Annotated in this window: 21 protein-coding genes and 4 tRNA genes; 20 read left to right on the plus strand and 5 right to left on the minus strand. The window is 59.1% G+C overall.

Going from position 1 to position 21,578, the window contains the following annotated elements; genetic code table 11:
• The first annotated feature begins 232 nt into the window (after positions 1-232).
• From HU765_RS20025 to HU765_RS20055, 7 genes are all read left to right on the plus strand, one after another.
• Positions 233-308: transfer RNA gene (locus HU765_RS20025), tRNA-Val, on the plus strand.
• 55 nt (positions 309-363) lie between these two features.
• A tRNA-Asp gene (locus HU765_RS20030) sits at positions 364-440 on the plus strand.
• A 93-nt stretch (positions 441-533) separates the two neighbouring features.
• Positions 534-610, plus strand: a tRNA-Asp gene (locus HU765_RS20035).
• A gap of 481 nt (positions 611-1,091) precedes the next feature.
• The gene (locus HU765_RS20040; RefSeq protein ID WP_186622493.1) at positions 1,092-3,923 is read left to right on the plus strand and encodes a xanthine dehydrogenase family protein molybdopterin-binding subunit; all 2,832 of its coding nucleotides are present in this window, start codon (positions 1,092-1,094) and stop codon (positions 3,921-3,923) included.
• The gene (locus tag HU765_RS20045; RefSeq protein WP_186622495.1) at positions 3,916-4,455 is read left to right on the plus strand and encodes a (2Fe-2S)-binding protein; all 540 of its coding nucleotides are present in this window, start codon (positions 3,916-3,918) and stop codon (positions 4,453-4,455) included. The genes HU765_RS20040 and HU765_RS20045 overlap by 8 nt, the downstream gene beginning before the upstream one ends.
• Positions 4,456-4,457: 2 nt before the next feature.
• A complete protein-coding gene (locus HU765_RS20050; RefSeq protein WP_186622497.1) occupies positions 4,458-5,693 on the plus strand; it encodes a cytochrome c in 1,236 nt (411 codons plus the stop codon).
• 1 nt (position 5,694) lies between these two features.
• Positions 5,695-6,666: an XdhC family protein gene (locus HU765_RS20055; RefSeq protein WP_186622499.1), complete on the plus strand. Its 972-nt coding sequence runs from the start codon at positions 5,695-5,697 to the stop codon at positions 6,664-6,666.
• 59 nt (positions 6,667-6,725) lie between these two features.
• Here the strand turns inward: HU765_RS20055 and HU765_RS20060 are convergent, their stop codons facing one another.
• A complete protein-coding gene (locus tag HU765_RS20060; RefSeq protein WP_186622501.1) occupies positions 6,726-8,009 on the minus strand; it encodes an FAD-binding oxidoreductase in 1,284 nt (427 codons plus the stop codon).
• A 182-nt stretch (positions 8,010-8,191) separates the two neighbouring features.
• Here HU765_RS20060 and HU765_RS20065 point away from each other — a divergent pair.
• From HU765_RS20065 to HU765_RS20075, 3 genes are all read left to right on the plus strand, one after another.
• Positions 8,192-8,268, plus strand: a tRNA-Val gene (locus tag HU765_RS20065).
• Positions 8,269-8,413: 145 nt separating this feature from the next.
• Positions 8,414-8,779 (plus strand): hypothetical protein, encoded by a 366-nt coding sequence (locus HU765_RS20070; RefSeq protein WP_186622502.1) that lies wholly within the window; start codon positions 8,414-8,416, stop codon positions 8,777-8,779.
• A 22-nt stretch (positions 8,780-8,801) separates the two neighbouring features.
• On the plus strand, positions 8,802-9,257 hold the full coding sequence (locus HU765_RS20075; protein ID WP_186622503.1) for a DUF2214 family protein: 456 nt from the start codon (positions 8,802-8,804) through the stop codon (positions 9,255-9,257).
• A gap of 219 nt (positions 9,258-9,476) precedes the next feature.
• Here the strand turns inward: HU765_RS20075 and csrA are convergent, their stop codons facing one another.
• A complete protein-coding gene (csrA, locus tag HU765_RS20080) occupies positions 9,477-9,671 on the minus strand; it encodes a carbon storage regulator CsrA (RefSeq protein WP_003179932.1) in 195 nt (64 codons plus the stop codon).
• Positions 9,672-9,921: 250 nt separating this feature from the next.
• Between csrA and HU765_RS20085 the strand changes: the two genes are divergently transcribed.
• Complete coding sequence (locus HU765_RS20085; protein WP_186551944.1) at positions 9,922-10,284, plus strand: SPOR domain-containing protein; 363 nt, start codon at positions 9,922-9,924, stop codon at positions 10,282-10,284.
• A gap of 87 nt (positions 10,285-10,371) precedes the next feature.
• Positions 10,372-11,286, plus strand: a complete 915-nt coding sequence (locus HU765_RS20090) for a siderophore-interacting protein (RefSeq protein WP_186622551.1) — start codon at positions 10,372-10,374, stop codon at positions 11,284-11,286.
• A gap of 50 nt (positions 11,287-11,336) precedes the next feature.
• Here the strand turns inward: HU765_RS20090 and HU765_RS20095 are convergent, their stop codons facing one another.
• The 3 genes from HU765_RS20095 to HU765_RS20105 all read right to left on the minus strand — a co-directional run bounded on the left by HU765_RS20095 (position 11,337) and on the right by HU765_RS20105 (position 13,577).
• Positions 11,337-12,026: an endonuclease I family protein gene (locus HU765_RS20095; protein ID WP_186622504.1), complete on the minus strand. Its 690-nt coding sequence runs from the start codon at positions 12,024-12,026 to the stop codon at positions 11,337-11,339.
• Positions 12,027-12,030: 4 nt separating this feature from the next.
• On the minus strand, positions 12,031-12,300 hold the full coding sequence (locus HU765_RS20100) for a DUF1654 domain-containing protein (protein WP_186622505.1): 270 nt from the start codon (positions 12,298-12,300) through the stop codon (positions 12,031-12,033).
• Positions 12,301-12,488: 188 nt separating this feature from the next.
• The gene (locus HU765_RS20105) at positions 12,489-13,577 is read right to left on the minus strand and encodes an asparaginase (RefSeq protein WP_186551940.1); all 1,089 of its coding nucleotides are present in this window, start codon (positions 13,575-13,577) and stop codon (positions 12,489-12,491) included.
• Positions 13,578-13,925: 348 nt separating this feature from the next.
• On the opposite strand from HU765_RS20105, the gene HU765_RS20110 reads away from it, so the two are divergent.
• The 8 genes from HU765_RS20110 (at position 13,926) to HU765_RS20145 (ending at position 21,548) form a co-directional block, all read left to right on the plus strand.
• Entirely contained in the window at positions 13,926-14,378 is a 453-nt protein-coding gene (locus HU765_RS20110) for a hypothetical protein (RefSeq protein ID WP_186622506.1), read from the plus strand.
• A gap of 199 nt (positions 14,379-14,577) precedes the next feature.
• Positions 14,578-15,534, plus strand: coding sequence for a sugar ABC transporter substrate-binding protein (locus tag HU765_RS20115; protein ID WP_186551938.1), 957 nt, complete (start codon positions 14,578-14,580; stop codon positions 15,532-15,534).
• 57 nt (positions 15,535-15,591) lie between these two features.
• Entirely contained in the window at positions 15,592-17,145 is a 1,554-nt protein-coding gene (locus tag HU765_RS20120; protein WP_186622507.1) for a sugar ABC transporter ATP-binding protein, read from the plus strand.
• Positions 17,142-18,119, plus strand: coding sequence for an ABC transporter permease (locus HU765_RS20125; protein WP_186622508.1), 978 nt, complete (start codon positions 17,142-17,144; stop codon positions 18,117-18,119). The genes HU765_RS20120 and HU765_RS20125 overlap by 4 nt, the downstream gene beginning before the upstream one ends.
• A 7-nt stretch (positions 18,120-18,126) precedes the next feature.
• The gene (locus tag HU765_RS20130; RefSeq protein ID WP_186551935.1) at positions 18,127-19,146 is read left to right on the plus strand and encodes a LacI family DNA-binding transcriptional regulator; all 1,020 of its coding nucleotides are present in this window, start codon (positions 18,127-18,129) and stop codon (positions 19,144-19,146) included.
• 24 nt (positions 19,147-19,170) lie between these two features.
• The gene (gene rbsK, locus HU765_RS20135) at positions 19,171-20,088 is read left to right on the plus strand and encodes a ribokinase (RefSeq protein ID WP_186622509.1); all 918 of its coding nucleotides are present in this window, start codon (positions 19,171-19,173) and stop codon (positions 20,086-20,088) included.
• Entirely contained in the window at positions 20,085-20,489 is a 405-nt protein-coding gene (rbsD, locus tag HU765_RS20140; protein ID WP_186622510.1) for a D-ribose pyranase, read from the plus strand. Before rbsK ends, rbsD begins: the two co-directional genes overlap by 4 nt.
• Before the next feature lie 30 nt (positions 20,490-20,519).
• On the plus strand, positions 20,520-21,548 hold the full coding sequence (locus tag HU765_RS20145) for a nucleoside hydrolase (RefSeq protein ID WP_186622511.1): 1,029 nt from the start codon (positions 20,520-20,522) through the stop codon (positions 21,546-21,548).
• Positions 21,549-21,578 lie beyond the last annotated feature (30 nt).

Below are 21,578 nucleotides of genomic sequence, written 5' to 3' on the forward strand. Positions count from 1 at the left end.
CCTGAAAGGGAACTCAGCGTGACCGTGAAAGTGGCATAGCAACATCGCTGACGCGACAACTACCTTGAAAAACGCCGCCACATTTGGAATGCAATCCCCTGTGGGAGCGAGCTTGCTCGCGAAGGCGGTCTTGCAGGATGGAAGCAATTTCGTCTTTTTCAGAAAAACTTCAATCCCGCTATTGACTTAGCTTCGCCACCTGCGTAAATTTCGCGGCCTCGGAGATGCAAACGGGTGATTAGCTCAGCTGGGAGAGCGTCTGCCTTACAAGCAGAATGTCGGCGGTTCGATCCCGTCATCACCCACCACTCCCGAGAAGCTTGCGCAAGCAAGAGAGTAGGCTGAAAGTGCCTGCACCGACGCGCAGCGGTAGTTCAGTCGGTTAGAATACCGGCCTGTCACGCCGGGGGTCGCGGGTTCGAGTCCCGTCCGCTGCGCCATATTTTACGAGTCAGACATGTCTGGTTCGCGATTGCAAAGCACCGAAGCTTTCAATCAAAACGAGTTACTTGAGCGCAAGCTCAAAGCGATACGCAGCGGTAGTTCAGTCGGTTAGAATACCGGCCTGTCACGCCGGGGGTCGCGGGTTCGAGTCCCGTCCGCTGCGCCATATCTGTTTCAAGGACCACTGAACGCCTTGGAACACCGAAGTCAGCCGTTGGTTGAGTCGGAATCGATAGCAAAGACCCTGGTCGAAAGACCGGGGTTTTTTGTGTCTGAAATTTGTCCTTTCCTCTTCCTTTCTCGAAACTTCGCACAAGTCCTGTAGGAGTGAGCTTGCTCGCGATAGCGGTTTGTCAGTCACGAACATCGGCGACTGGAATACTGCTATCGCGAGCAGGCTCACTCCTACAGGGATCTGATTTCAAATCACATGGTGCGATGCCACGTCGCATTGATTTTTTGATTATTTAGTCAGGTTTTTGTAACTGGTTGTTTGCTGCGGCCTCAGAAACCTTTAAAGTTAACCTTTCGGTCAGCTTTGCACTGTCAACACAGCTCTTTGCTTCGCCAGAAAGGGCTTCTGCACGACTCGAGATTCCCAGTACATAACCAAAAGGGCGGACCCATAACCGCCCAGAGGATGATCCATGTCCAACCGTGAAATATCCCGGCGCTCGTTCCTTCAGGGCGGGCTGGTGGCGGGTGTGAGCGTCACGCTGACACCGCTCAGCAGTCAGGCGCTGGCTGCCTTGATGGAAACCAGTGTGACCGTGCCCTCCGAGCAGTGGCTCGGCAACAACGGCAAGGCGCGGCAGCGTAACGACGCCTTGTCCAAGGTCTGCGGGGCCAAGGTGTTTGCCCGCGACATCCGTGCCAAGGACATGCCGGGCTGGCCGCAGCAGCAAGGTCACGCCATGCTGCTGAAAACCATCAAGGCCGACCGCATCTATGACGGCTACGACTTGTCGTGGCTCGGCGCCGATCTGCAGCCGGACCGCATCGTCACCGCCGCCGACCTGGACAAGGACGGTATCGTCTTCCCCGAAGAACACGCCCCCGATCCGTTGCTGCCGCAAGGCAAGGTGCCGATGTTCATTGGTCACCCGGTGGCGATCCTGATCTGGAATGATTTCGAGCGCTTTCGCCAGGCCAAGAACCAACTCAAGTTCAATGACAAGGCGATTCGTTACGGCGCCAAAGTGCCGTTCTACGAAGGCGATCCCTACGGCAGCTTCCGCTATGTGCGCGTCGGCGGCCCGACCTCGGCAGACGAAGACGAGTTCGCCAGCCTCAAGGACTCGATCCTGTTCCCGATGCTGAAAAACCGCCGGCCGGTGTGGAACTCCCAGCCGAACCTGCACGGCAACCTGACCGAGCGTGGTCTGTTCTACGCCGAGCGGATGAAGAAACAGATCGATATCCCGCCAGACAACTGGCTGGTGTTCGATGAGCGCTACAAGACGCCATCGATCGAGCCGGCTGCACTGGAGCCGGACAACGGCAACGGCTGGTACGACCCGAAAACCAAGACCCTGCATTTCGTTGTGGCGACTCAGTGCCCGCTGGAAGTGGCGACCGATACCGCGAAAATGATCGCGCCGTCGCGCTTTGGTCTCGCCAATTTGAACATGCACCCAGGTTACACCGTCGGTTACGGCTCCAAGGACCACAACATTTTCGTCTACTACGCAGCCCTCGCTGCGCTGTATGGCGCCGGTGTGCCGGTGCGTCTGGCCAATGATCGCTACGAGCAGTTCCAGAGCGGCATCAAGCGCCACCCGTTCGACATCCGCTACCAATTGGCCGTGGACAAGAACGACTACACCTTCAAGATCTTCCGCGCCGAGATGAGCGTCGACGGCGGTGGCCGGATCAACTACAGCCCGTCGGTGGCCGCGGTTGGCGCCACTGCGGCGCAGTCGATCTACTACATGCCGCAGAATGACCTGCAGGTCACCGCGTATCACTCGCGGGCGGTAGAGGCGGGTTCGATGCGCGGCTATGGCACTCTGCAGAGCATGGCGTCGACCGAGATGATGGTTGACGAAATCGCCAATCGCCTGGGTGTCGACGCGATCGATTTACGCCGCAAGAACGCTCTGCGTTCGGGGATGAAAAACACTCAGGGCGCGATCCCGGCCGGTGCGCTGCGCCTGCACGAGATTCTCGACAAGGCCGCAGTCCACGAAGTCTGGAAGAATCGCGACGCGATCAAGCAGCAGCGCGAAGCGGCTGACCCGGACAACTGGTATGGCGTCGGTTTCGCCATCTGCCAGAAAGACTTCGGCACCGGTTCCGAAGCGCCGATGGCCAGCATCGAGTTCACCGCCGACGGGCGCATCACCTTGCGCCACATCGGTATCGAGATCGGCACCGGAATGTCCACCTCGCAAGCCTTGGTCGTGGCAGATTTCCTCGGCAGCCCGGCGCACGAAGTGAAGACCGGTGAAACCGAATGGAAGGAGATGCAGCTGATCACCAGCGGCAACCCTTACATCATGAGTCAGGCCGAGCAAGACACGCTGCTGCGCAACCCGCGCTGGGTCGGCAAATTGGCGTCGGCGTCGTCGGCGACCAACTCGGCTTACTACTTCAGTCACGCCACCCGTGAAGCCGCGCGCGTACTGTTCAATCACGGCTTGTGGCCGGCAGCGCTGGAGATCTGGCGTCAGGGCCCGTATGGCGGCCAGGCCAACCCTTACGTGGTGCGTCGCGAAGATGCGCATTGGGTCGACGGCAAGCTGACCGCCAACGGCATGCAGCCACTGAGTTTCGAGGAGTTGGCCAAGCGTGCCCACGAACGCGGTCTGGTGACAGGTGCCACGGTGCACGGTTTCAACCGCTGGAGCTGGGCCGAGGCTGAATACAGCATCGACGGCGTGCGCGAGCGGCTGCCGCTCGACGGTCTGGCGGTGAAGTACGGTGAAGGTGCGCCACAAGCGAAAAAGGCGCAGATGAACAGTGCCGGTTTCCACTTGCTCGATCGCCAGAACGTCAACTACCCGGTGGTTCAACTGAACAACGCAGCAGTGACTTACTACAGCCCGGTCGCCACGCTGGTCGAACTCAAAGTCAACAAAGGCTCGGCGCAAGTTGAAGTACTCAACCACCATTCATGGGTCGAGTGCGGGCGTGTGTTGGTTGAAGAGCTGGTCAAGGGCCAGCTCGAAGGCGGTATCGCCATGGGTATTGGTCACGCGCTGATGGAAGAAATGCCGTTGTACGAAGGCGGGCCGGGGGAGGGTGACTGGAACTTCAACCGTTACCGTTTGCCGATGGCGCGCCACGTTGCGGTGTGGAAACAGACCGCGGAAATTCTGCCGCCGCTGTCGCCAAGCGATCCGTCCAAAGGCATCGCCGAGGTGGTGATGATCCCGATTGTCGGTGCTATCGGTAACGCCGTGGCCCATGCCATCGGTAAACGTGTTCGCGATCTGCCCATCACTGCTGCGCGCATCAAGGAGGCCCTCAATGGCTAACCGTCCGCTTCAACTGACTCTTAACGGTCAATCCGTCGGCCCGGTGGACATCCCTGATGACCTGCCGATGATCGACTATCTGCACGAATACAAAAACCTCACCGGTTCGCGCCTGGGTTGCGGCCAAGGCATCTGCCATGCCTGTGTGGTGATCGTCGACAACCCCGACGGCACCAGCGAAGAAGTGCGCACCTGCATCACCGGCGCGCATTACTTCGAGGGCAAGAAGGTTCGCACGATTGAAGGCCATGCGACCCGCGACGAGCAGGGTCAGGTCACCGCGCTGAACCCGATCCAGCAACGCTTCGTCGATGAGTTCGCCTTCCAGTGCAGCTACTGCGCGCCGGGCTTCGTCAACGCCGCGACGGTGCTGGTTGAAAAGCTGCAACGCCAGCCAATCGTCAAAAGCCAGCTCGAACAGGTCATCGAGGAAAGCCTCGGTCATCACGTCTGCCGTTGTACAGGGTACGTGCGTTATTACAACGCTACCCGCAACGTGCTGACTGATCTCGGTTTGGTCAAGGAGGGTTGAGCATGAAGCTGTTACTGACCCGCCTGACCCTGACGCTCGGGCTGGCTGCGCCGCTGCTGTTTGTTCATGCCGACGATCAGGTCAAGCGCGGCGAGTACCTCGCCCGCGCCGCCGACTGCATGGCCTGCCACACCGCGCCGGGTGGCGCGCCTTATGCGGGCGGCCTGCCGATCGTGTCGCCGTTCGGCACGATCTACGGCACCAACATCACGCCGAGCAAGGAACATGGCATCGGTTTGTATAACGACGACGAGTTCTTTGCGGCGCTGACCGAGGGCAAGCGGCGGGATGGTGCGAACCTGTATCCGGCGATGCCGTATACCTCGTATCACCTGATGCCGCGCGCCGACTCCGATGCGATTCACGCGTACCTGAAAACTATCGAGCCGATCGAACGTGCTGCACCGGTGACCAGCCTCAGCTTTCCATTCAACGTCCGTCTGGGCCTGACCGGCTGGAACATGCTGTACGGCAAAGACCTCAAGCTGGAGCCAGCCGAAGGTAAAAGCGAAGCGTGGAAGCGTGGCCAATACATGGTCGATGTGCTCGGCCACTGCGGTGAATGCCACACCCCGCGCGGCCTGCCCGGCGCGATGCAACTGGACAAGCGCATGACCGGCGGCATCCTCAATGGTTATCTGGCGCCGAGTCTGCTGGCCACTGACCTGGCGGCACGCGGCTGGAACCAGGAGGATCTGAGCACGTTTCTTAAGCACGGCATGAGCGCGCAAGGGACGATGTTCAACGAGATGTTCCCGGTGTTCCACAACAGCACGCAAGGCCTCAGCGACGCCGATCTGGCGGCAATGGCGACGTTCTTGCTCGGCGACAAACCGCCGGCAGCCCAAGCGCTTGTTGAAGTACCGGTAGAGAAGCTTGGCGCCAGCGCCCAGCGCGGCCGTCAGGAATATTTGAACGTCTGCGCCGGATGCCACGCGGTCGGTGGCGAAGGCAAACCGCATATCGCGGTGGCCATGCGTGGCAACACCACGTTGCGTCTGGACGACCCACGCAATCTGTTGCGCGTCATCGAAGATGGTATCGGTGAGCAGAAGTTCTCCGGCTTTGAACACATGCAGCCGATGCCTGGCTTCGCCGACAAACTCAGCCCGGAGCAATTGACCGATCTGCTCAATTACCTGCGCCAAGGCTGGGGCGGGCAACCCGCTGAACTGGCGGTGAGCGAAGTGCAGAAGCTGCAAGCGGATGCGCCGTCCATCGAGCACAAGGCGCACTGACATGCAGCATCTTGATCTGCAAGTGGTGCGGCGGGCGCTGGAGTGGTCGGCAGCGGGGCGGCGCATTTGGTTGTGCACGGTGCTGACGACTTACGGTTCGGCACCGCGTGCGCCAGGATCGCTGCTGGCGGTGAACGATGGTGGACAGTGGATCGGTTCGCTGTCCGGTGGCTGCGTCGAAGAGGATTTTCTCGAACGCGTCGCCGAAGGTGCGTTTCTCGATCCGGTCAGCATCGTGCGTTACGGCGCCGGCGAGGATCCGCGCTCGCGGGTCAGCCTGCCGTGTGGCGGCATTCTCGATGTGCTGGTCGAGAAACTCGACGCCGACTGCGCGGTGCAGATGCACTTGCGAGAACTGCAATCGGCGCTGCTAGGGCAGCGTCGCTTGATTCGCCAGATCAATCTGGTCAGTGGTGCGCGCAGTCTGTTCGCTGATGGCGAGCAGGGTGCGCGGATTGCGCGCGAAAACGATCGGGTACGCATTCGTGTGGGCGCGGCGCAGCGCTTGTTGCTCGCCGGCTATTCCAGTGTGGCGCAGGCGTGCGCCGAGTTTGCGCTTGGGCTCGGGTTTGAAGTGATTCTCTGCGATCCGCGCGACGAGGTGCTTGAAGGTGTGCTGCTCGACGGCGTGGAAATCCGTCGGCAATTGCCATCGATGTTTATTGCCGATGGCGGTTGTCATCGCGACACGGCGGTGGTGGCGCTGACCCACGATCCGCGCATCGACGATCTGGCGATGATGGAAGCGGTGCGCACTGACGCGTTCTACATCGGCGTGATGGGATCGCAGCAGACATCGCAGAAGCGTTTCGAGCGCTTGCGGCGCATTGGTGGTTTGAGTGAGGCGGAACTGGCGCGGATTCATGCGCCGATCGGTCTTAATCTTGGCAGCAAGACACCGGCAGAAATTGCCTTGGCGGTGCTGGCGGATATCCTGCGGATTCGCAGCGGAATTGCCCGCGACCAGCTCTGATCCAAAGCCTTGCTGAATCTACTGTGGCGAGGGGATAAATCCCCTCGCCACAATGGTGTTTATAGGCCGTACTTATCCCGCAACCCGTAATACCAGGCCCCCATCGCCGCAAACGGCGTACGCAGCAATTGCCCGCCCGGGAACGGGTAATGCGGCAGATCAGCGAACGCATCGAAACGCTCAGCCTGCCCACGCAACGCCTCGGCCAGCACCTTGCCGGCGAGGTGCGTATAAGTCACGCCGTGGCCGCTGCAGCCCTGCGAGTAATAAATGTTGTCACCCAGACGCCCAACCTGCGGCAGGCGCGACAAGGTCAGCAGGAAGTTGCCCGTCCAGGCGTAATCAATTTTTACATCCTTGAGTTGCGGAAAGGCCTTGAGCATTTTCGGGCGAATGATCGCTTCGATATTCGCCGGGTCCCGCGCGCCGTACACCACGCCGCCGCCGAAGATCAGGCGTTTGTCAGCCGTCAGGCGGTAGTAATCGAGCAAGTAATTGCAGTCTTCGACGCAGTAATCCTGCGGCAACAGGGTCTTTGCCAGCTCATCGCCCAGCGGTTGCGTGGCGATCACCTGCGTGCCGCAGGGCATCGATTTGGCGGCCAGTTCCGGCACCAGATTGCCGAGGTAGGCGTTGCCGGCAACGATGATGAATTTCGCCCTGACCTTGCCTTGCGGGGTGTGCACGACCGGATTGGCGCCGCGCTCAATGCGCACCGCAGGCGACTGCTCATAAATAGTGCCACCGAGGGATTCGACAGCAGCCGCTTCGCCGAGCGCCAGGTTCAGCGGATGAATATGTCCGCCGCTCATGTCGAGCATGCCGCCCACGTACTGATCGCAAGCCACGACTTCGCGGATCCGGCGCTGATCGAGCAGTTCGAGTTGGCTATGGCCGAAGCGCTCCCAAAGGCGCTTTTGCGATTCCAGGTGGCCCATCTGCTTCGCCGTCAGGGCGGCGAACACGCCGCCGTCCTTCAAATCGCACTGGATGTTGTACGTGGACACGCGTTCACGAATGATCCGGCCGCCTTCGAAAGCCATCTGCCCAAGCATCTGCGCCTGCCGAGGGCCAACGCTGCGCTCGATCACATCAATATCACGGCTATAGCTATTAACGATCTGCCCGCCATTGCGCCCCGAGGCACCGAAACCGACCCTGGCCGCTTCCAGTACCGTCACGCGAAAACCGCTCTCCAGCAGGAAGAGGGCAGAGGACAGCCCGGTATACCCGGCGCCGATCACGCAGACATCCGTCTCCACATCATCCTGCAGGACAGGGCGTGGCGGTGCGGGATTGGCCGACGCCGCATAATAAGACTCTGGGTAAGGGGTGTTCGCCATCCTGCAGCCTCTGTTTAATATATTTTACGAGTGCGCCGATCCTACCCGAGTTGAAAAACCTCCGCCAGCCACCGAAAATCTCTGTCGGCACGCCGAAATTAAAAATTTTGCATATTCATAGGGTTAGGTGAAAAAAAGGTGTTGACACCCCTACGGAATTCCGTAGAATGCCGCCTCACAGCAGGCACGTAGCTCAGTTGGTTAGAGCACCACCTTGACATGGTGGGGGTCGTTGGTTCGAGTCCAATCGCGCCTACCAAACAAAATCCGCTCTGCTGGGCGGTCTGGAAGGGCTCACCGAAAGGTGGGCCCTTTTTTGTTGTCTGCGATTTGCAAGACTTTTGCAGAGGCCCCATTCCTGTACTTTTAGACATGCCGACTTAAACAACCTCTGCCTTGCCGCCATGCTTGCCCCCACGATTGTGGCCGCTCAAGAATGCATGATTCAGTCTGGACGTTCTGGGAAAGAGGTTGATGCCGGACGAAGCGTAAATCTGTCGGATATTGAACAGGTTACGAGTTTTTTTAACCGACCGGTTATCCAAAAAGCCTTGTTGAGGGTTGTGAATTTAAGTAACATCCGTCCCGCGTTCACCACCACGGTTTATGCATTTTTAAATCCCAAGCTTCCATCAGCTGCTTGGGATTTTTTTTGCCTGCGATTTGGCTTCTCCTGCCCCCTCGTTTTTTCTTCGCTGTCTCGCGACACCCGCGATACGCCGCGGCACGTTGCGGTTTTTTCGACTACTACTGACTGGCCGATTTTCTAACGATTGCCGATTGGGGGTAGCGATGCTGAGTCACTGGTTCCTCGCCGCTGTGCATCTTCTGGCTTTTGCCTTGGGCTTCTGGGCCGTGCTGACGCGTGGTGCGGCGTTCAGTCGTCTGGCGAGCGGTACGGGAGAGGTCGGGCGGGTTTTGCTGGCCGATAATCTCTGGGGAGTGTCGGCGCTGATCTTGCTCATCACCGGCGGGATGCGAGCCTTTGGTGGCTACGAAAAGGGTGCTGACTATTACCTTCATCAGCCGCTGTTTCATCTGAAGATGACGCTGTTTGTACTGATTCTGCTAATTGAGCTTGCACCGATGATTACATTGATCAAATGGCGGATCGGCAAGGCGCGGGGAGTGGTGTCTGATACCGGGCGAGCAAGGTTGTTTGCGCGTCTCAGTCACGTCGAAGCGCTGCTGCTGGCGCTCATGGTCATCGCGGCGACGGGTATGGCGCGGGGCATCTCTTTGGGGTAGGAGCGCAAATTCCCCGTGCGCTATCGGAAACGTCCGACAGTCAGTGACAGGAATGGCAGGTAGTATCGTGCGGCAAGAGGGAAGGGGAGGCGTAACGAAGTGTTCCGGTGTTTCAAGCGCCGTACCCAGTTGAGTGGGGAGCGGATGGCAAAACGGCGCGTGAATCTTTAGCCAGTCATTGCGCGCAGGCACACGAACTGGCTACTGACTGCGGGTGGCTCAGGGCGTCTGTGGCTTGTCTGGGGCGGTCAGGCCAGCCTGGATGCGCTGATAGATTTCTTCACGGTGCACGGCAACGTTTTTCGGAGCGTTGATACCGATGCGGACCTGTTGGCCGCTGACGCCCAGAATGGTGATGGTGATGTCATCACCGATGTTTATGCTTTCACCGACTTTGCGGGTGAGTATCAGCATGGTCTTCTCCTTGATTGCTTTGTAGGGCACCTGATTCAGACAGTGCAGAAGTCGGTGGTACGTATAGATTAGTGCGAAGTCTCACGGTTTGGGTGCCTCTTTCTGACGCGCAGAAGCGGCATTAATTCCCAGGGCGTAACTATACAGAGGCTGCAATCATCAATCTCGTTGTTTTGTGCCCATTTTGCGGGGCTCGCGAAGTATTTATGAATGTTAAGATCGCCGCTTTGAGAATTCCGAGGAAAGCGTTGTGCGCAAATTGGTTTGGTTGGTCGTGGCACTGGCATTGGCAGGGTGTGGTGAAGGCAAGCCTGTAGAGGAGCAAAAACCCAAAGCGGCGGTTGCGCCGGCGGTGGCATCGGCGCCGCAGTGGGATCTCGAAGTGCGTGGCGAAACCCCTCAGGCCGTCAGCGATCTGAGTGGCTGGTTGATCGAGCATGCTTTCGTTCCGACCGTTATCAAGGACAGCAGCGGCAAGACGCGGATTCTCATCGGTCCGTTCAATTCCAGGGCTGAAGCTGAAGCGCGAAAGGTGCAGGTTGATGCGGCTTTGGTGAAAGCCAAAAAGCAGAACATTGAATCGGTGTTGGTCGAGCATCCGATCGCGCCGTAAGCATGCCATTCGGCGGAGTTGCCTAAAGGCGATCCGGCGCGATTCGTTTTCAAGGGAATCGCTGATGATTTCCACAAGGAGCGCCCGATGGCTTGCGCCAATCCCTACAGGCTGTTCGATGTCACCTTGCACCGCAAAACGCAATTGAGTCCACACATGATGCGGCTCACGCTGACGGGGCCGCCAGTCACCGAAATGGCAACGTGGGCACCGGACCAACGAGTAAAGCTGTTTTTTCCTGCCGCTGACGGCACGCACTCAAAGCTTGTCCGGGAAGAAGGTTGGTACGCTCGATTCAAGTCGATGCTTGCGGATCGTCGTCCCGCAATGCGCACTTATACCATCCGGCATCTGCGTGCCGAACAGGGCGAGGTGGATATCGATTTTGTATTGCATGGGGAAACCGGTCCGGCATCGCGTTGGGCGTTGCGAGCGCAGCCAGGGGACTCGATGCAGATTCTTGCGCCTGACAAGCAGTTTTCAGCGAAAGAAACCGGTGGGTTTGAATGGAAGCCCCCAAAAACGCTCACGCAGTTGCTGATTGTCGCGGATGCGACGGCATTGCCGGCGGCCATGGGGATTCTCGACGAGTTGGCGACCCTCGCGAAGCCACCGCAAACGCAGGCATTCTTCGAAGTCGACAGCGCGCAAGACATGCTCGCCGTGCCGGACTGGCCGGGGCTCGCGGTGCAATGGCTGATTCGCGATCAAGCCGACGCGGTGGTTGCCGGTGCTCTGATGGTGGAGGCAGTGCGTCATGCAATCCTGCCCGTGCAGCCAGCTGCGGGGCAGGCGGTAGAGCTGGCTGAGGTCGATATCGATAAAGACATTCTCTGGGAAGTTGCCGAGACGGCCAGTGAAGGTTTCTATGGCTGGATCGCCGGAGAAAGTGCCGCGGTCATGAGCCTGCGCAGGTACTTGATCAAGGAGTGCGGCATTCCCCGCGAAGCGCTCAACCTGATGGGCTATTGGCGCGACACCAAGCCTGGTGTTCAGGCGTAAAAAAGGGCCTCGAATATTTCTGTTCGAGGCCCTTTTTTTGTCGCGATTGATCAGCCGCAAGCTTTCAGATTAACCGGGCCGACGAACTCGTTGCCTCGTCCCATCACGCACGCCACGCTTTGATTGCGCTGACGCTCCCAGTCCTGCACCGGGTAGGTCTTGTCCCATGCTTCGTACAAGCGCCGATCCTGTTTCGACAGGCGCAAGCCGTATTGCTTGCTCATGTAGAAATAGGTGCGCGCGATCATTCCGCGAATCGACGGGCGGGGCATGACCTTCTTTGCCTTGAAGTCGACTTGGGTCAGGCATGAGCCGTACTGGCCGGACTGTACTGGCAGCCAGCCGAAGCTGAAGTTGCTGCGGTCACCGTTGACCTCGCCGATGCTCGGTACCAGGTTGTGCAAATCCGCTTCGGCTTTCTGATAGATCGGGTCGTAGCGTGTGCAGTTTTTACGCCCGCCTTCTTGCCAGCATTGGCGCTGATGGCCGATTTGCCAGGCCGGCACGATGTGCTCCCATTCGATACGAGACGCGCGTTTGGCGTTCTTGCGCGGAACGTAACCACACGCCTTCAGATCAACCCTGTTGCCGGTGTATTTACAGCCGCAATAAAACTCGGTGGACTGCGGTGCGTACAGTGTCCAGGCGACCTTCTTGGCTTCAGTGAATGTGCGGGGAGCGCCAGCATGGGCGCCCACGGTGACGAACAGCAGCAGTAGAGCAAAACAGCGGACAATCATTGAATCAATCTTCCTTCGGCACAACCCAAAAAATCTGCACGCCACCGTCGTCGCGGTAGGCGAGGGTGACGTTGTCGTTCTCGTCGATCTCCTCAAGCAGGCGCTCCCACTGGTCCATCGGCTCGTCTGGCAGGCGGAAGATCAGTGCGGCTTTGGCTTTCTGTGCGGTGGGGGAGTTGATGATTTTCTGAACGCGCATGCCCATGCGTTCGTAAGCGTCAGGAGCATCAGGAGAGGTGGCCACGAGGTTATCCTTATTAAGCTGTACGTGCATACAGTATTTAACTGTAAGCAATTTCGCAACTGCTTAAATTTCAAGAAAATCCTCTGACAGCGGTTTTGGGTTTTTGGTGTAAGGCGCGTCGAGTTTTTTGTAGGAAAGATGCTGGACGGGGCATCACCCGCCGATCAGGCGAGTGATGAATCGAATGCCCGGTCCAGACTGGATCGGGCGAGGGGCAATCAGTATTCCCAGAACATCCGTTGCAGCTCTTTGCTGTCGTTGGTTTTGGTCAGTGCGACCATCGCCAGGATGCGGGCTTTTTGCGGGTTCAAGTCATGCGCGACCACCCAGTCATACTTGTCATCGGGTTGTTCGGCGTTACGCAGGACAAAGCCGCCAGCATTGACGTGGGATGAGCGAATGATTTGCACGCCATCCTTGCGCAGCGCTTGCAGGGCGGGGACAACGCGGGAAGACACCGAGCCGTTGCCGGTGCCGGCATGGATGATCGCCTTGGCGCCGGATTGCGCGAGGGCCTTGTAGGCGGTATCGCTGACGTTGCCATAGGAGTAGGCGATTTCTACGTCCGGCAGGCTTTTGATGGTTTTGATGTCGAATTCCGAATCCATGGTATGGCGCTTGGCTGGCAAGCGGAACCAGTAGGATTTGCCTTCAACGACCATGCCCATCGGGCCCCACGCGCTTTTGAACGCTTCGGTCTTGATGTTGATCGTTTTGCTAACGTCGCGACCGGACTGGATCTCATCGTTCATGGTCACCAGCACGCCTTTGCCGCGAGCTTCTTTGCTGCTGGCCACGGCCACGGCGTTGTACAGGTTGAGCATGCCGTCGGCAGACATGGCGGTACCCGGACGCATCGAGCCGACCACGATGATCGGCTTGTCGGTTTTCTCTACCAGGTTCAGGAAGTAAGCGGTTTCTTCCAGGGTGTCGGTGCCGTGGGTGATGACGATGCCGTCGACATCTTTGCTGTCGGCCAGTTCGGCCACGCGACGACCCAGCTGCAGCAGGTTTTCGTTGGTGATGCTTTCGGAGGCAATCTGCATGACTTGTTCGCCACGTACATTGGCCAGCTTGCTCAGCTCGGGAATGCCGGCGATCAGTTGTTCAACGCCGACCTTGGCGGCTTGATAGGTGGCGCTGTTGGCGGCGCTCGCACCGGCACCGGCGATGGTGCCGCCAGTGGCAAGTACCACGACGTTAGCGAGCTTGGTCTGGGTTTCGACTTCTTTTGCCTGAAGGGCGGTGGGCAGGAGCAGGAGGAGGGCCAAAGCGCCCGGAACCAAAGTGTTGAAAGCAGATTTCATTATTTTTCTCTCTAGTAGTGAGACGGTGCTGATGCAGGTTCATCTAGATGCGCCCCGAGCCGATCTGGAGGCTGGGGTGCAATGAACGGAGCAGGATCTGTACCACTCGTACTTTGCGCCGTAAAAATGTTTAACTCGATGATTTGCATCAATATTTTATAAATCTTCAAGTTGCGGAGTGAGTCGGTTATCCGGGTTTCCGAACACTGCGCGTCTTCCTGTTCGGCTCTCCGAAAGGGACTACCGGTTCTGTCCGGTTATGCGGATTGCCGATTTGCGTCTTTCTGCTAAAGAAACATTCGTTCGGGCCGATGGGTGTTCAAGGAAACTAAAACGTAGGGAGTTCCCATGTCACTGACGGTCGGTTTTACAAATCCTGGCGCTGTCACGATCGGCGGCAAGACCGCGGCAACGATCAACACAATGAATCAGGAGCAAGCGGATGCTTCTGCCGAGGCGTCTGGCACCGAGAAGGCTGACGTCACGCAGGTCAGAACCGGTGGTGGTCCTGCTGCACCAGCAGACAGCAAGGCTGAAAGCGGCGATAACCTGGGCGTCACCGTCAAGATGCTGTTGAAGCGGATGCAGGAGCTGCAAAAGCAGTTGCAGGAACAGCAGCAGCAACTGGCGGCCGCTCAGGCCCGCAGCTATCCGACGCCGGAGGCAAAGTCCCAGGCGCTCATGGCCATTCAGGGGCAGATCGCACAGACCAGCGCAGCGCTGGCGGAAGTGGCCGGTTCGCTGGTAAAGGAAATGTCCAAGAGCACTACCAGCGGTAATTTTGTCAGCACCACGGTGTAAGCAGCGAAAGGGCGGGTCGGACGATTCGCCCTACAATAAATGACGATTTGTGATTGTTGACAAATGTCGGCGGGATTCGCATAGTTCGGTCTACGCAAACGTTTGCGCGACTCATGCGGCGCGGTAAGGCCGGGAGAAGCGATGAAGCTTACGCCAGCGCGAGCGTTGCTCACAATAATCATAAGATCGGAGTGAACCCATGAAGCTGCCATTCGCTGGACGTCTTCTTGCTGTCGCTATGCTGGCTGCCACAGCCGCTGCACTACCCGTCTCGTCGGCATTCGCCGAATCCCCTGAAAAACCCAAGGTCGCGCTGGTCATGAAGTCTCTGGCCAACGAATTCTTCCTGACCATGGAAGACGGCGCCAAGGCTTACCAGAAAGAACACGCTGCCGATTTCGACCTGATTTCCAACGGCATCAAGGACGAAACCGACACCGCGAACCAGATCCGTATCGTCGAGCAGATGATCGTCTCGAAAGTCGATGCGCTGGTCATCGCGCCCGCCGACTCCAAGGCCATGGTGCCTGTCATCAAGAAAGCCGTTGATGCCGGCATCACGGTCATCAACATCGACAACCAGCTCGATCCTGCCATCGTCAAAAGCAAGAATATCAGCGTGCCATTCGTAGGGCCGGACAACCGCAAGGGCGCACGTCTGGTAGGCGAATACCTGGCCAAGCAACTGAAGGCGGGCGACGAGGTCGGCATCATCGAAGGTGTCTCAACCACGACCAATGCCCAGGCACGCACGGCCGGCTTCAAGGACGCGATGGACGCGGCGCAGATCAAGGTGGTGTCGCTGCAGTCCGGTGACTGGGAAATCAACAAGGGCAATCAGGTTGCCTCTTCCATGCTCAGCGAGTACCCGCAGATCAAGGCGCTGCTGGCTGGCAATGACAGCATGGCGGTCGGTGCAGTCTCCGCGGTGCGTGCCGCTGGCAAGGCCGGTCAGGTGAAAGTGGTCGGCTACGACAACATCAACGCCATCAAACCGATGTTGAAGGACGGTCGCGTGTTGGCGACGGCTGATCAGTTCGCGGCCAGACAAGCCGTGTTCGGCATCGAGACCGCGCTGAAAATCATCAAGGGCGAGAAAGTCGACGGCGCTGCCAATGGCGTGATCGAAACGCCGGTCGAACTGGTTACCCAATAAGTCTTCTGGCGACACAACGGCGCTCGTCCGTCCGGGCGAGCGCATGGAGAGTTTTTTATGTCAGTTTCCGCCCCGAACGCTGTCCTCTCGGTCAGCGGTATCGGTAAGACTTATGCGCAACCGGTGCTCAGCGGCATCGATCTGACGCTGATGCGTGGTGAAGTGTTGGCGCTGACCGGCGAGAATGGCGCTGGCAAAAGCACCCTCTCGAAGATCATCGGTGGCCTGGTCACCCCGACCACTGGCCGCATGGAATTCCAGGGCAAAGAATACTGCCCTGGCAGCCGTACCCAGGCCGAAGACCTCGGCGTGCGCATGGTCATGCAGGAACTCAATCTGTTGCCGACGTTGTCGGTGGCGGAGAACCTGTTTCTCGATAACCTGCCGAGTCACGGCGGCTGGATCAGTCGCAAGCAACTGCGCAAGGCCGCGATCGAAGCCATGGCGCAAGTCGGTCTCGACGCGATTGATCCGGACACGCTGGTCGGCGAGTTGGGCATCGGTCATCAGCAGATGGTCGAAATTGCGCGCAACCTGATCGGTGACTGCCATGTGCTGATCCTCGATGAGCCGACCGCGATGCTCACCGCGCGCGAAGTCGAAATGCTCTTCGAACAGATCACTCGTCTGCAGGCTCGCGGTGTTTCCATCATTTATATTTCCCATCGCCTCGAAGAACTGGCCCGCGTCGCTCAGCGGATTGCCGTGTTGCGCGACGGCAATCTGGTCTGCGTCGAGCCGATGGCCAATTACAACAGCGAGCAACTGGTCACGCTGATGGTCGGTCGCGAACTGGGCGAGCACATCGACATGGGCCCGCGCAAGATTGGCGCCGCGGCGCTGACGGTCAAGGGCCTGACCCGCTCGGACAAGGTGCGCGATGTGTCCTTTGAAGTGCGTGCCGGAGAAATCTTCGGTATTTCCGGACTGATCGGGGCAGGGCGTACCGAGCTGCTGCGGTTGATCTTCGGCGCTGATACTGCCGATAGCGGCAGCATCGCGCTCGGTTCGCCGGCTCAGGTGGTCAGTGTGCGGTCGCCGGTCGACGCGGTGCGCCACGGCATTGCCTTGATCACCGAGGATCGCAAGGGCGAGGGCTTGCTGCTCAGCCAGTCGATCAGCGCCAATATCGCGCTGGGCAACATGCCGGAAATTTCCAGTGGCGGGTTCGTCAATAACGGCGACGAAATCTCTTTGGCACAGCGTCAGATTGATGCCATGCGTATCCGCACTTCCAGCCCGACACAGCTGGTGTCGGAGCTGTCGGGCGGTAATCAACAGAAAGTCGTGATTGGTCGCTGGCTGGAGCGCGATTGTTCGGTGCTGCTGTTTGATGAGCCTACCCGCGGCATCGACGTCGGTGCCAAGTTCGACATTTATGCTTTGCTCGGTGAATTGACTCGCCAGGGCAAAGCGCTGGTGGTGGTTTCCAGTGATTTGCGTGAGCTGATGCTGATCTGCGACCGGATCGGCGTGCTGTCGGCAGGGCGCCTGATCGACACTTTCGAGCGCGATAGCTGGACCCAGGATGATTTGCTTGCCGCCGCGTTCGCCGGCTACCAAAAACGTGATGCGTTGCTCAACGAAGCGGCGCCTAGGGATCTCCCATGAAAACTGCATCTCCTGCCGGCAAACGTAGTGGCAATTTCTACGGCCTGGGCACTTATCTCGGCCTGGCCGGTGCCTTGCTGGCAATGGTCGCGCTGTTCTCGATGTTGAGCAGCCACTTTTTGTCCTATAACACGTTCAGCACGCTGGCCAATCAGATTCCCGATTTGATGGTGCTGGCGGTCGGTATGACCTTCGTGCTGATCATTGGCGGTATCGACCTGTCGGTGGGTTCGGTGCTGGCACTGGCGGCGTCGACGGTCAGCGTTGCCATTCTCGGTTGGGGCTGGAGCGTATTGCCAGCTGCGTTGCTCGGCATGGCGGTTGCGGCGCTGGCCGGTACGATCACCGGCTCGATCACCGTGGCCTGGCGGATTCCATCGTTCATCGTGTCCCTGGGTGTGCTGGAAATGGCCCGGGGCGTGGCCTATCAGATGACCGGGTCGCGGACTGCGTACATTGGCGATGCATTTGCCTGGCTGTCGAACCCGATCGCTTTCGGCATCTCGCCGTCATTCATCATTGCCTTGCTGGTGATTTTCATCGCCCAGGCCGTTTTGACCCGCACGGTGTTCGGCCGCTACCTGATCGGCATCGGCACCAACGAAGAGGCGGTGCGCCTGGCCGGGATCAATCCGAAACCCTACAAAATCCTAGTGTTTAGCCTGATGGGGCTGCTGGCCGGGATCGCTGCGCTGTTTCAGATTTCCCGACTGGAAGCGGCCGACCCGAATGCCGGTTCCGGCCTGGAACTGCAAGTGATTGCTGCTGTGGTAATCGGCGGCACTAGCCTGATGGGCGGGCGCGGCTCGGTGATCAGTACGTTCTTCGGCGTGTTGATTATTTCCGTGCTGGCGGCAGGGCTTGCCCAGATCGGTGCGACCGAACCGACCAAGCGCATCATCACGGGTGCGGTGATCGTGATTGCGGTGGTGCTCGACACTTATCGCAGTCAACGCGCCAGTCGACGGAGCTGAGATAACGATGGCAACGATCAAGGATGTAGCGGCACTCGCAGGCATTTCCTACACGACCGTGTCCCACGTGGTGAACAACACCCGGCCGGTCAGTCAGGAAGTGCGTTTGAAAGTCGAAGCCGCGATCAAGAGTCTCGATTATGTGCCCAGTGCGGTGGCCCGTTCGCTGAAAGCCAAGACCACGGCCACCATCGGCTTGCTGGTGCCCAACAGTCTCAACCCGTACTTCGCCGAGCTGGCCCGGGGTATCGAGGACTATTGCGAGCGAAACGGCTACTGCGTGATTCTTTGCAACTCCGACGACAACCCGGAAAAACAGCGCAGCTATTTGCGCGTGTTGCTGGAAAAACGCATCGACGGCCTGATCGTTGCCTCCGCCGGCGGTGACAGTAGCCTGGCGGAGGGGCTGGCGGGCGTGAAGACGCCGATGGTGATTGTCGACCGTGGCCTGGAAGGTGTGAATGCCGATCTGGTGCGCATCGACCACGAGTACGGCGCTTATCTGGCGACACGTCACCTGCTCGAGTTAGGCCACCGCGACATCGCCACTATTGGTGGTCCGGCGAGTACCAGCGTGGCGCAAATGCGTCAGGCCGGATATTGCCGAGCGCTGAAAGAGGCAGGCATCGAGGCGCGCGCGGAGCGCATGCTGGAGAGCGACTTTACCAGCACCGGCGGTTACAACGCCGCGGCCCGGCTGCTTGAAAGCAATCCGCCCAGTGCGATTTTTGCCGGTAACGACATGATCGGCATCGGCGTGTTACGCGCGGCGGCCGAACGTAACGTGCGGGTACCGGCCGAGCTGTCAGTGATCGGCTTCGACGACATCCAGATGAGCCGCTACGTTTATCCGGCGCTGACCACAGTTGGCCAGTCGATCCTGCAACTGGGGGAAATGGCCGCTGAAGTCTTGTTACGAAGGATTGCTACGCCGAATCTGGGCACTGATCAGCGGATCGTGACCCCGAGTATTGTCTTGCGCGAATCCACTGCGCCGCAGTCCGGCGTGTTCACCGAATACCGCTGAAACCGAATTGACGAGTAGTGATGTATGCCAGCAAATGTAGTGGTAATAGGCAGCTTGAACATGGACCTGGTCACCCGGGCGCCACGGCTGCCGACAGGCGGTGAAACGCTGATCGGTCACTCTTTCGCCACCGTGTCCGGTGGCAAGGGCGCCAACCAGGCCGTGGCCGCGGCGCGCCTCGGGGCGCAAGTGGCGATGGTCGGTTGCGTCGGCTCTGACGATTACGGTGTGCAGTTGCGTGATGCGCTGCTGGCCGAGCAGATCGATTGCCAGGCCGTTAGCGTTGTCGAGGGTTCCAGTGGCGTGGCGCTGATCGTGGTCGATGACAACAGTCAGAACGCTATCGTAATTGTTGCCGGCGCCAACGCAGCGATGACGCCCGCGGTGATTGACCGGTTCGATGCGGTGTTGCAGGACGCCGATGTGGTGATCTGCCAGTTGGAAATCCCCGATGCCACGGTGGGGCATGCGCTCAAGCGCGCACGTGCACTGGGCAAGACGGTGATTCTCAATCCGGCACCGGCCAGCCGACCACTGCCGGCAGACTGGTTTGCCGCCATCGATTATCTGATTCCCAACGAGAGTGAAGCGGCCGCTTTGAGCGGCCTGCCGGTCGACTCGCTGCAAACGGCTGAAAAGGCTGCCAGCCACCTGCTCGCCATGGGCGCGAGCAAGGTCATCGTCACCCTCGGTGCCGAGGGCTCGCTGTTCGCCAACGGCAAGGGCTTCGAGCATTTTCCCGCGCCGAAAGTGAAGGCGGTCGATACCACGGCGGCTGGCGACACCTTTGTTGGTGGTTTTGCCGCTGCGCTCGCGGCTGGCAGTTCCGAGGCCGAAGCTATCCGCTACGGACAAATCGCCGCCGCGCTGTCGGTCACTCGCGCAGGTGCGCAACCGTCCATCCCACGTTTATCCGACGTTCAGGGGTTTAAACCCGCATGAAGAAAACACCTCTGCTGAACATCGCGCTATCGCGCTTGATCGCCTCTCTGGGTCATGGCGACCGGGTGGTCATCGGCGACGCCGGGCTGCCGGTGCCGCCGGGAGTCGAAATGATCGATCTGGCCCTGACGCATGGGGTCCCGGATTTCGTCAGCACGCTGAAGGTCATACTCAGCGAGATGCAGGTCGAGAGCCATGCGCTGGCCAGGGAGATCTTCGACAAGCAGCCCGCGGCGCTGGCTACGCTGGAGGCATTGAATGCCGAAGGTGCGCTGGGACGTCGCGAATTGCTCACTCACGAGCAGTTCAAAGTGCTCAGCCGACAGGCACGGGCGATTATTCGTACAGGCGAATGTCAGCCGTACTGCAACATCGTGCTGGTCGCCGGGGTTACATTCTGATTTCGATCTCAACTGCACAAGGAATGCGCCATGCAACGCTATGCTGAAAAAATCCATCACTTGATCCGGAGCCTGCTGCTTTTGTCCGTGCTAACCGCGACCGGCGCTCAGGCGGCGGAAAAAATCGATTTGATCATCGATACCGATCCGGGCGCTGACGACGTGGTCGCCTTGCTGTTCGCCCTGGCCTCGCCCGACGAGCTGAATATTCGTGCCTTGACCACCGTGGCCGGCAACGTGCGCCTCGACAAGACTTCGCGCAACGCGCGCCTGGCGCGGGAGTGGGCGGGGCGCGAAGACGTGCCGGTTTACGCTGGCGCGCCGAAGCCGCTGATGCGCACGCCGATCTATGCCGAGAACATTCATGGCAAGGAAGGTTTGTCGGGTGTCACGGTTCACGAACCGAAAAAAGGCCTCGCGCAAGGCAGTGCGGTCAACTATCTGATCGATACGCTCAAAAGCGCCAAACCACACAGCATCACTATTGCCATGCTCGGCCCGCAAACCAACCTGGCACTGGCGCTGATCCAGGAGCCCGAGATCGTCCAGGGCATCAAGGAAGTGGTAATCATGGGCGGGGCGCATTTCAACGGCGGCAACATCACCCCCGTGGCTGAATTCAACCTGTTTGCTGATCCGCAGGCGGCTGAGGTGGTGCTCAAGAGTGGCGTGAAGCTGACGTATCTGCCGCTGGACGTGACGCACAAGATCCTCACCAGTGACGCGCGCCTGAAGCAGATTGCCGCGCTGAACAACAATGCGAGCAAGATTGTCGGTGGCATCCTCAATGAATACATCAAGGGCGATATGGAGCACTACGGTATTCCAGGTGGCCCGGTGCATGACGCGACGGTCGTGGCTTATCTGCTCAAGCCTGAGTTGTTCACCGGGCGATCGGTCAATGTCGTCGTGGACAGCCGGGAAGGGCCGACATTCGGTCAAACGATCGTTGACTGGTACGACGGTTTGAAAGCGCCGAAGAATGCGTTCTGGGTCGAGAATGGCGACGCCCAGGGATTCTTTGATCTGCTGACCGAGCGCCTGAAACGTCTGAAATAAGCCAGTACCCGCAGGCCGTTGCTTGCGGGT

This window comes from Pseudomonas sp. SWRI81 (assembly GCF_014268545.1).
Classification (GTDB): domain Bacteria; phylum Pseudomonadota; class Gammaproteobacteria; order Pseudomonadales; family Pseudomonadaceae; genus Aquipseudomonas; species Aquipseudomonas hamedanensis.

Coding starts and splice junctions, on each gene's coding strand:
- HU765_RS20040 (WP_186622493.1), top strand. CDS start 1,092: ATGTCCAACCGTGAAATATCCCGGCGCTCGTTCCTTCAGGGCGGGCTG.
- HU765_RS20045 (WP_186622495.1), top strand. CDS start 3,916: ATGGCTAACCGTCCGCTTCAACTGACTCTTAACGGTCAATCCGTCGGC.
- HU765_RS20050 (WP_186622497.1), top strand. CDS start 4,458: ATGAAGCTGTTACTGACCCGCCTGACCCTGACGCTCGGGCTGGCTGCG.
- HU765_RS20055 (WP_186622499.1), top strand. CDS start 5,695: ATGCAGCATCTTGATCTGCAAGTGGTGCGGCGGGCGCTGGAGTGGTCG.
- HU765_RS20060 (WP_186622501.1), bottom strand. CDS start 8,009: ATGGCGAACACCCCTTACCCAGAGTCTTATTATGCGGCGTCGGCCAAT.
- HU765_RS20070 (WP_186622502.1), top strand. CDS start 8,414: ATGCTTGCCCCCACGATTGTGGCCGCTCAAGAATGCATGATTCAGTCT.
- HU765_RS20075 (WP_186622503.1), top strand. CDS start 8,802: ATGCTGAGTCACTGGTTCCTCGCCGCTGTGCATCTTCTGGCTTTTGCC.
- csrA (WP_003179932.1), bottom strand. CDS start 9,671: ATGCTGATACTCACCCGCAAAGTCGGTGAAAGCATAAACATCGGTGAT.
- HU765_RS20090 (WP_186622551.1), top strand. CDS start 10,372: ATGGCTTGCGCCAATCCCTACAGGCTGTTCGATGTCACCTTGCACCGC.
- HU765_RS20095 (WP_186622504.1), bottom strand. CDS start 12,026: ATGATTGTCCGCTGTTTTGCTCTACTGCTGCTGTTCGTCACCGTGGGC.
- HU765_RS20100 (WP_186622505.1), bottom strand. CDS start 12,300: ATGCACGTACAGCTTAATAAGGATAACCTCGTGGCCACCTCTCCTGAT.
- HU765_RS20105 (WP_186551940.1), bottom strand. CDS start 13,577: ATGAAATCTGCTTTCAACACTTTGGTTCCGGGCGCTTTGGCCCTCCTC.
- HU765_RS20110 (WP_186622506.1), top strand. CDS start 13,926: ATGTCACTGACGGTCGGTTTTACAAATCCTGGCGCTGTCACGATCGGC.
- HU765_RS20115 (WP_186551938.1), top strand. CDS start 14,578: ATGAAGCTGCCATTCGCTGGACGTCTTCTTGCTGTCGCTATGCTGGCT.
- HU765_RS20120 (WP_186622507.1), top strand. CDS start 15,592: ATGTCAGTTTCCGCCCCGAACGCTGTCCTCTCGGTCAGCGGTATCGGT.
- HU765_RS20125 (WP_186622508.1), top strand. CDS start 17,142: ATGAAAACTGCATCTCCTGCCGGCAAACGTAGTGGCAATTTCTACGGC.
- HU765_RS20130 (WP_186551935.1), top strand. CDS start 18,127: ATGGCAACGATCAAGGATGTAGCGGCACTCGCAGGCATTTCCTACACG.
- rbsK (WP_186622509.1), top strand. CDS start 19,171: ATGCCAGCAAATGTAGTGGTAATAGGCAGCTTGAACATGGACCTGGTC.
- rbsD (WP_186622510.1), top strand. CDS start 20,085: ATGAAGAAAACACCTCTGCTGAACATCGCGCTATCGCGCTTGATCGCC.
- HU765_RS20145 (WP_186622511.1), top strand. CDS start 20,520: ATGCAACGCTATGCTGAAAAAATCCATCACTTGATCCGGAGCCTGCTG.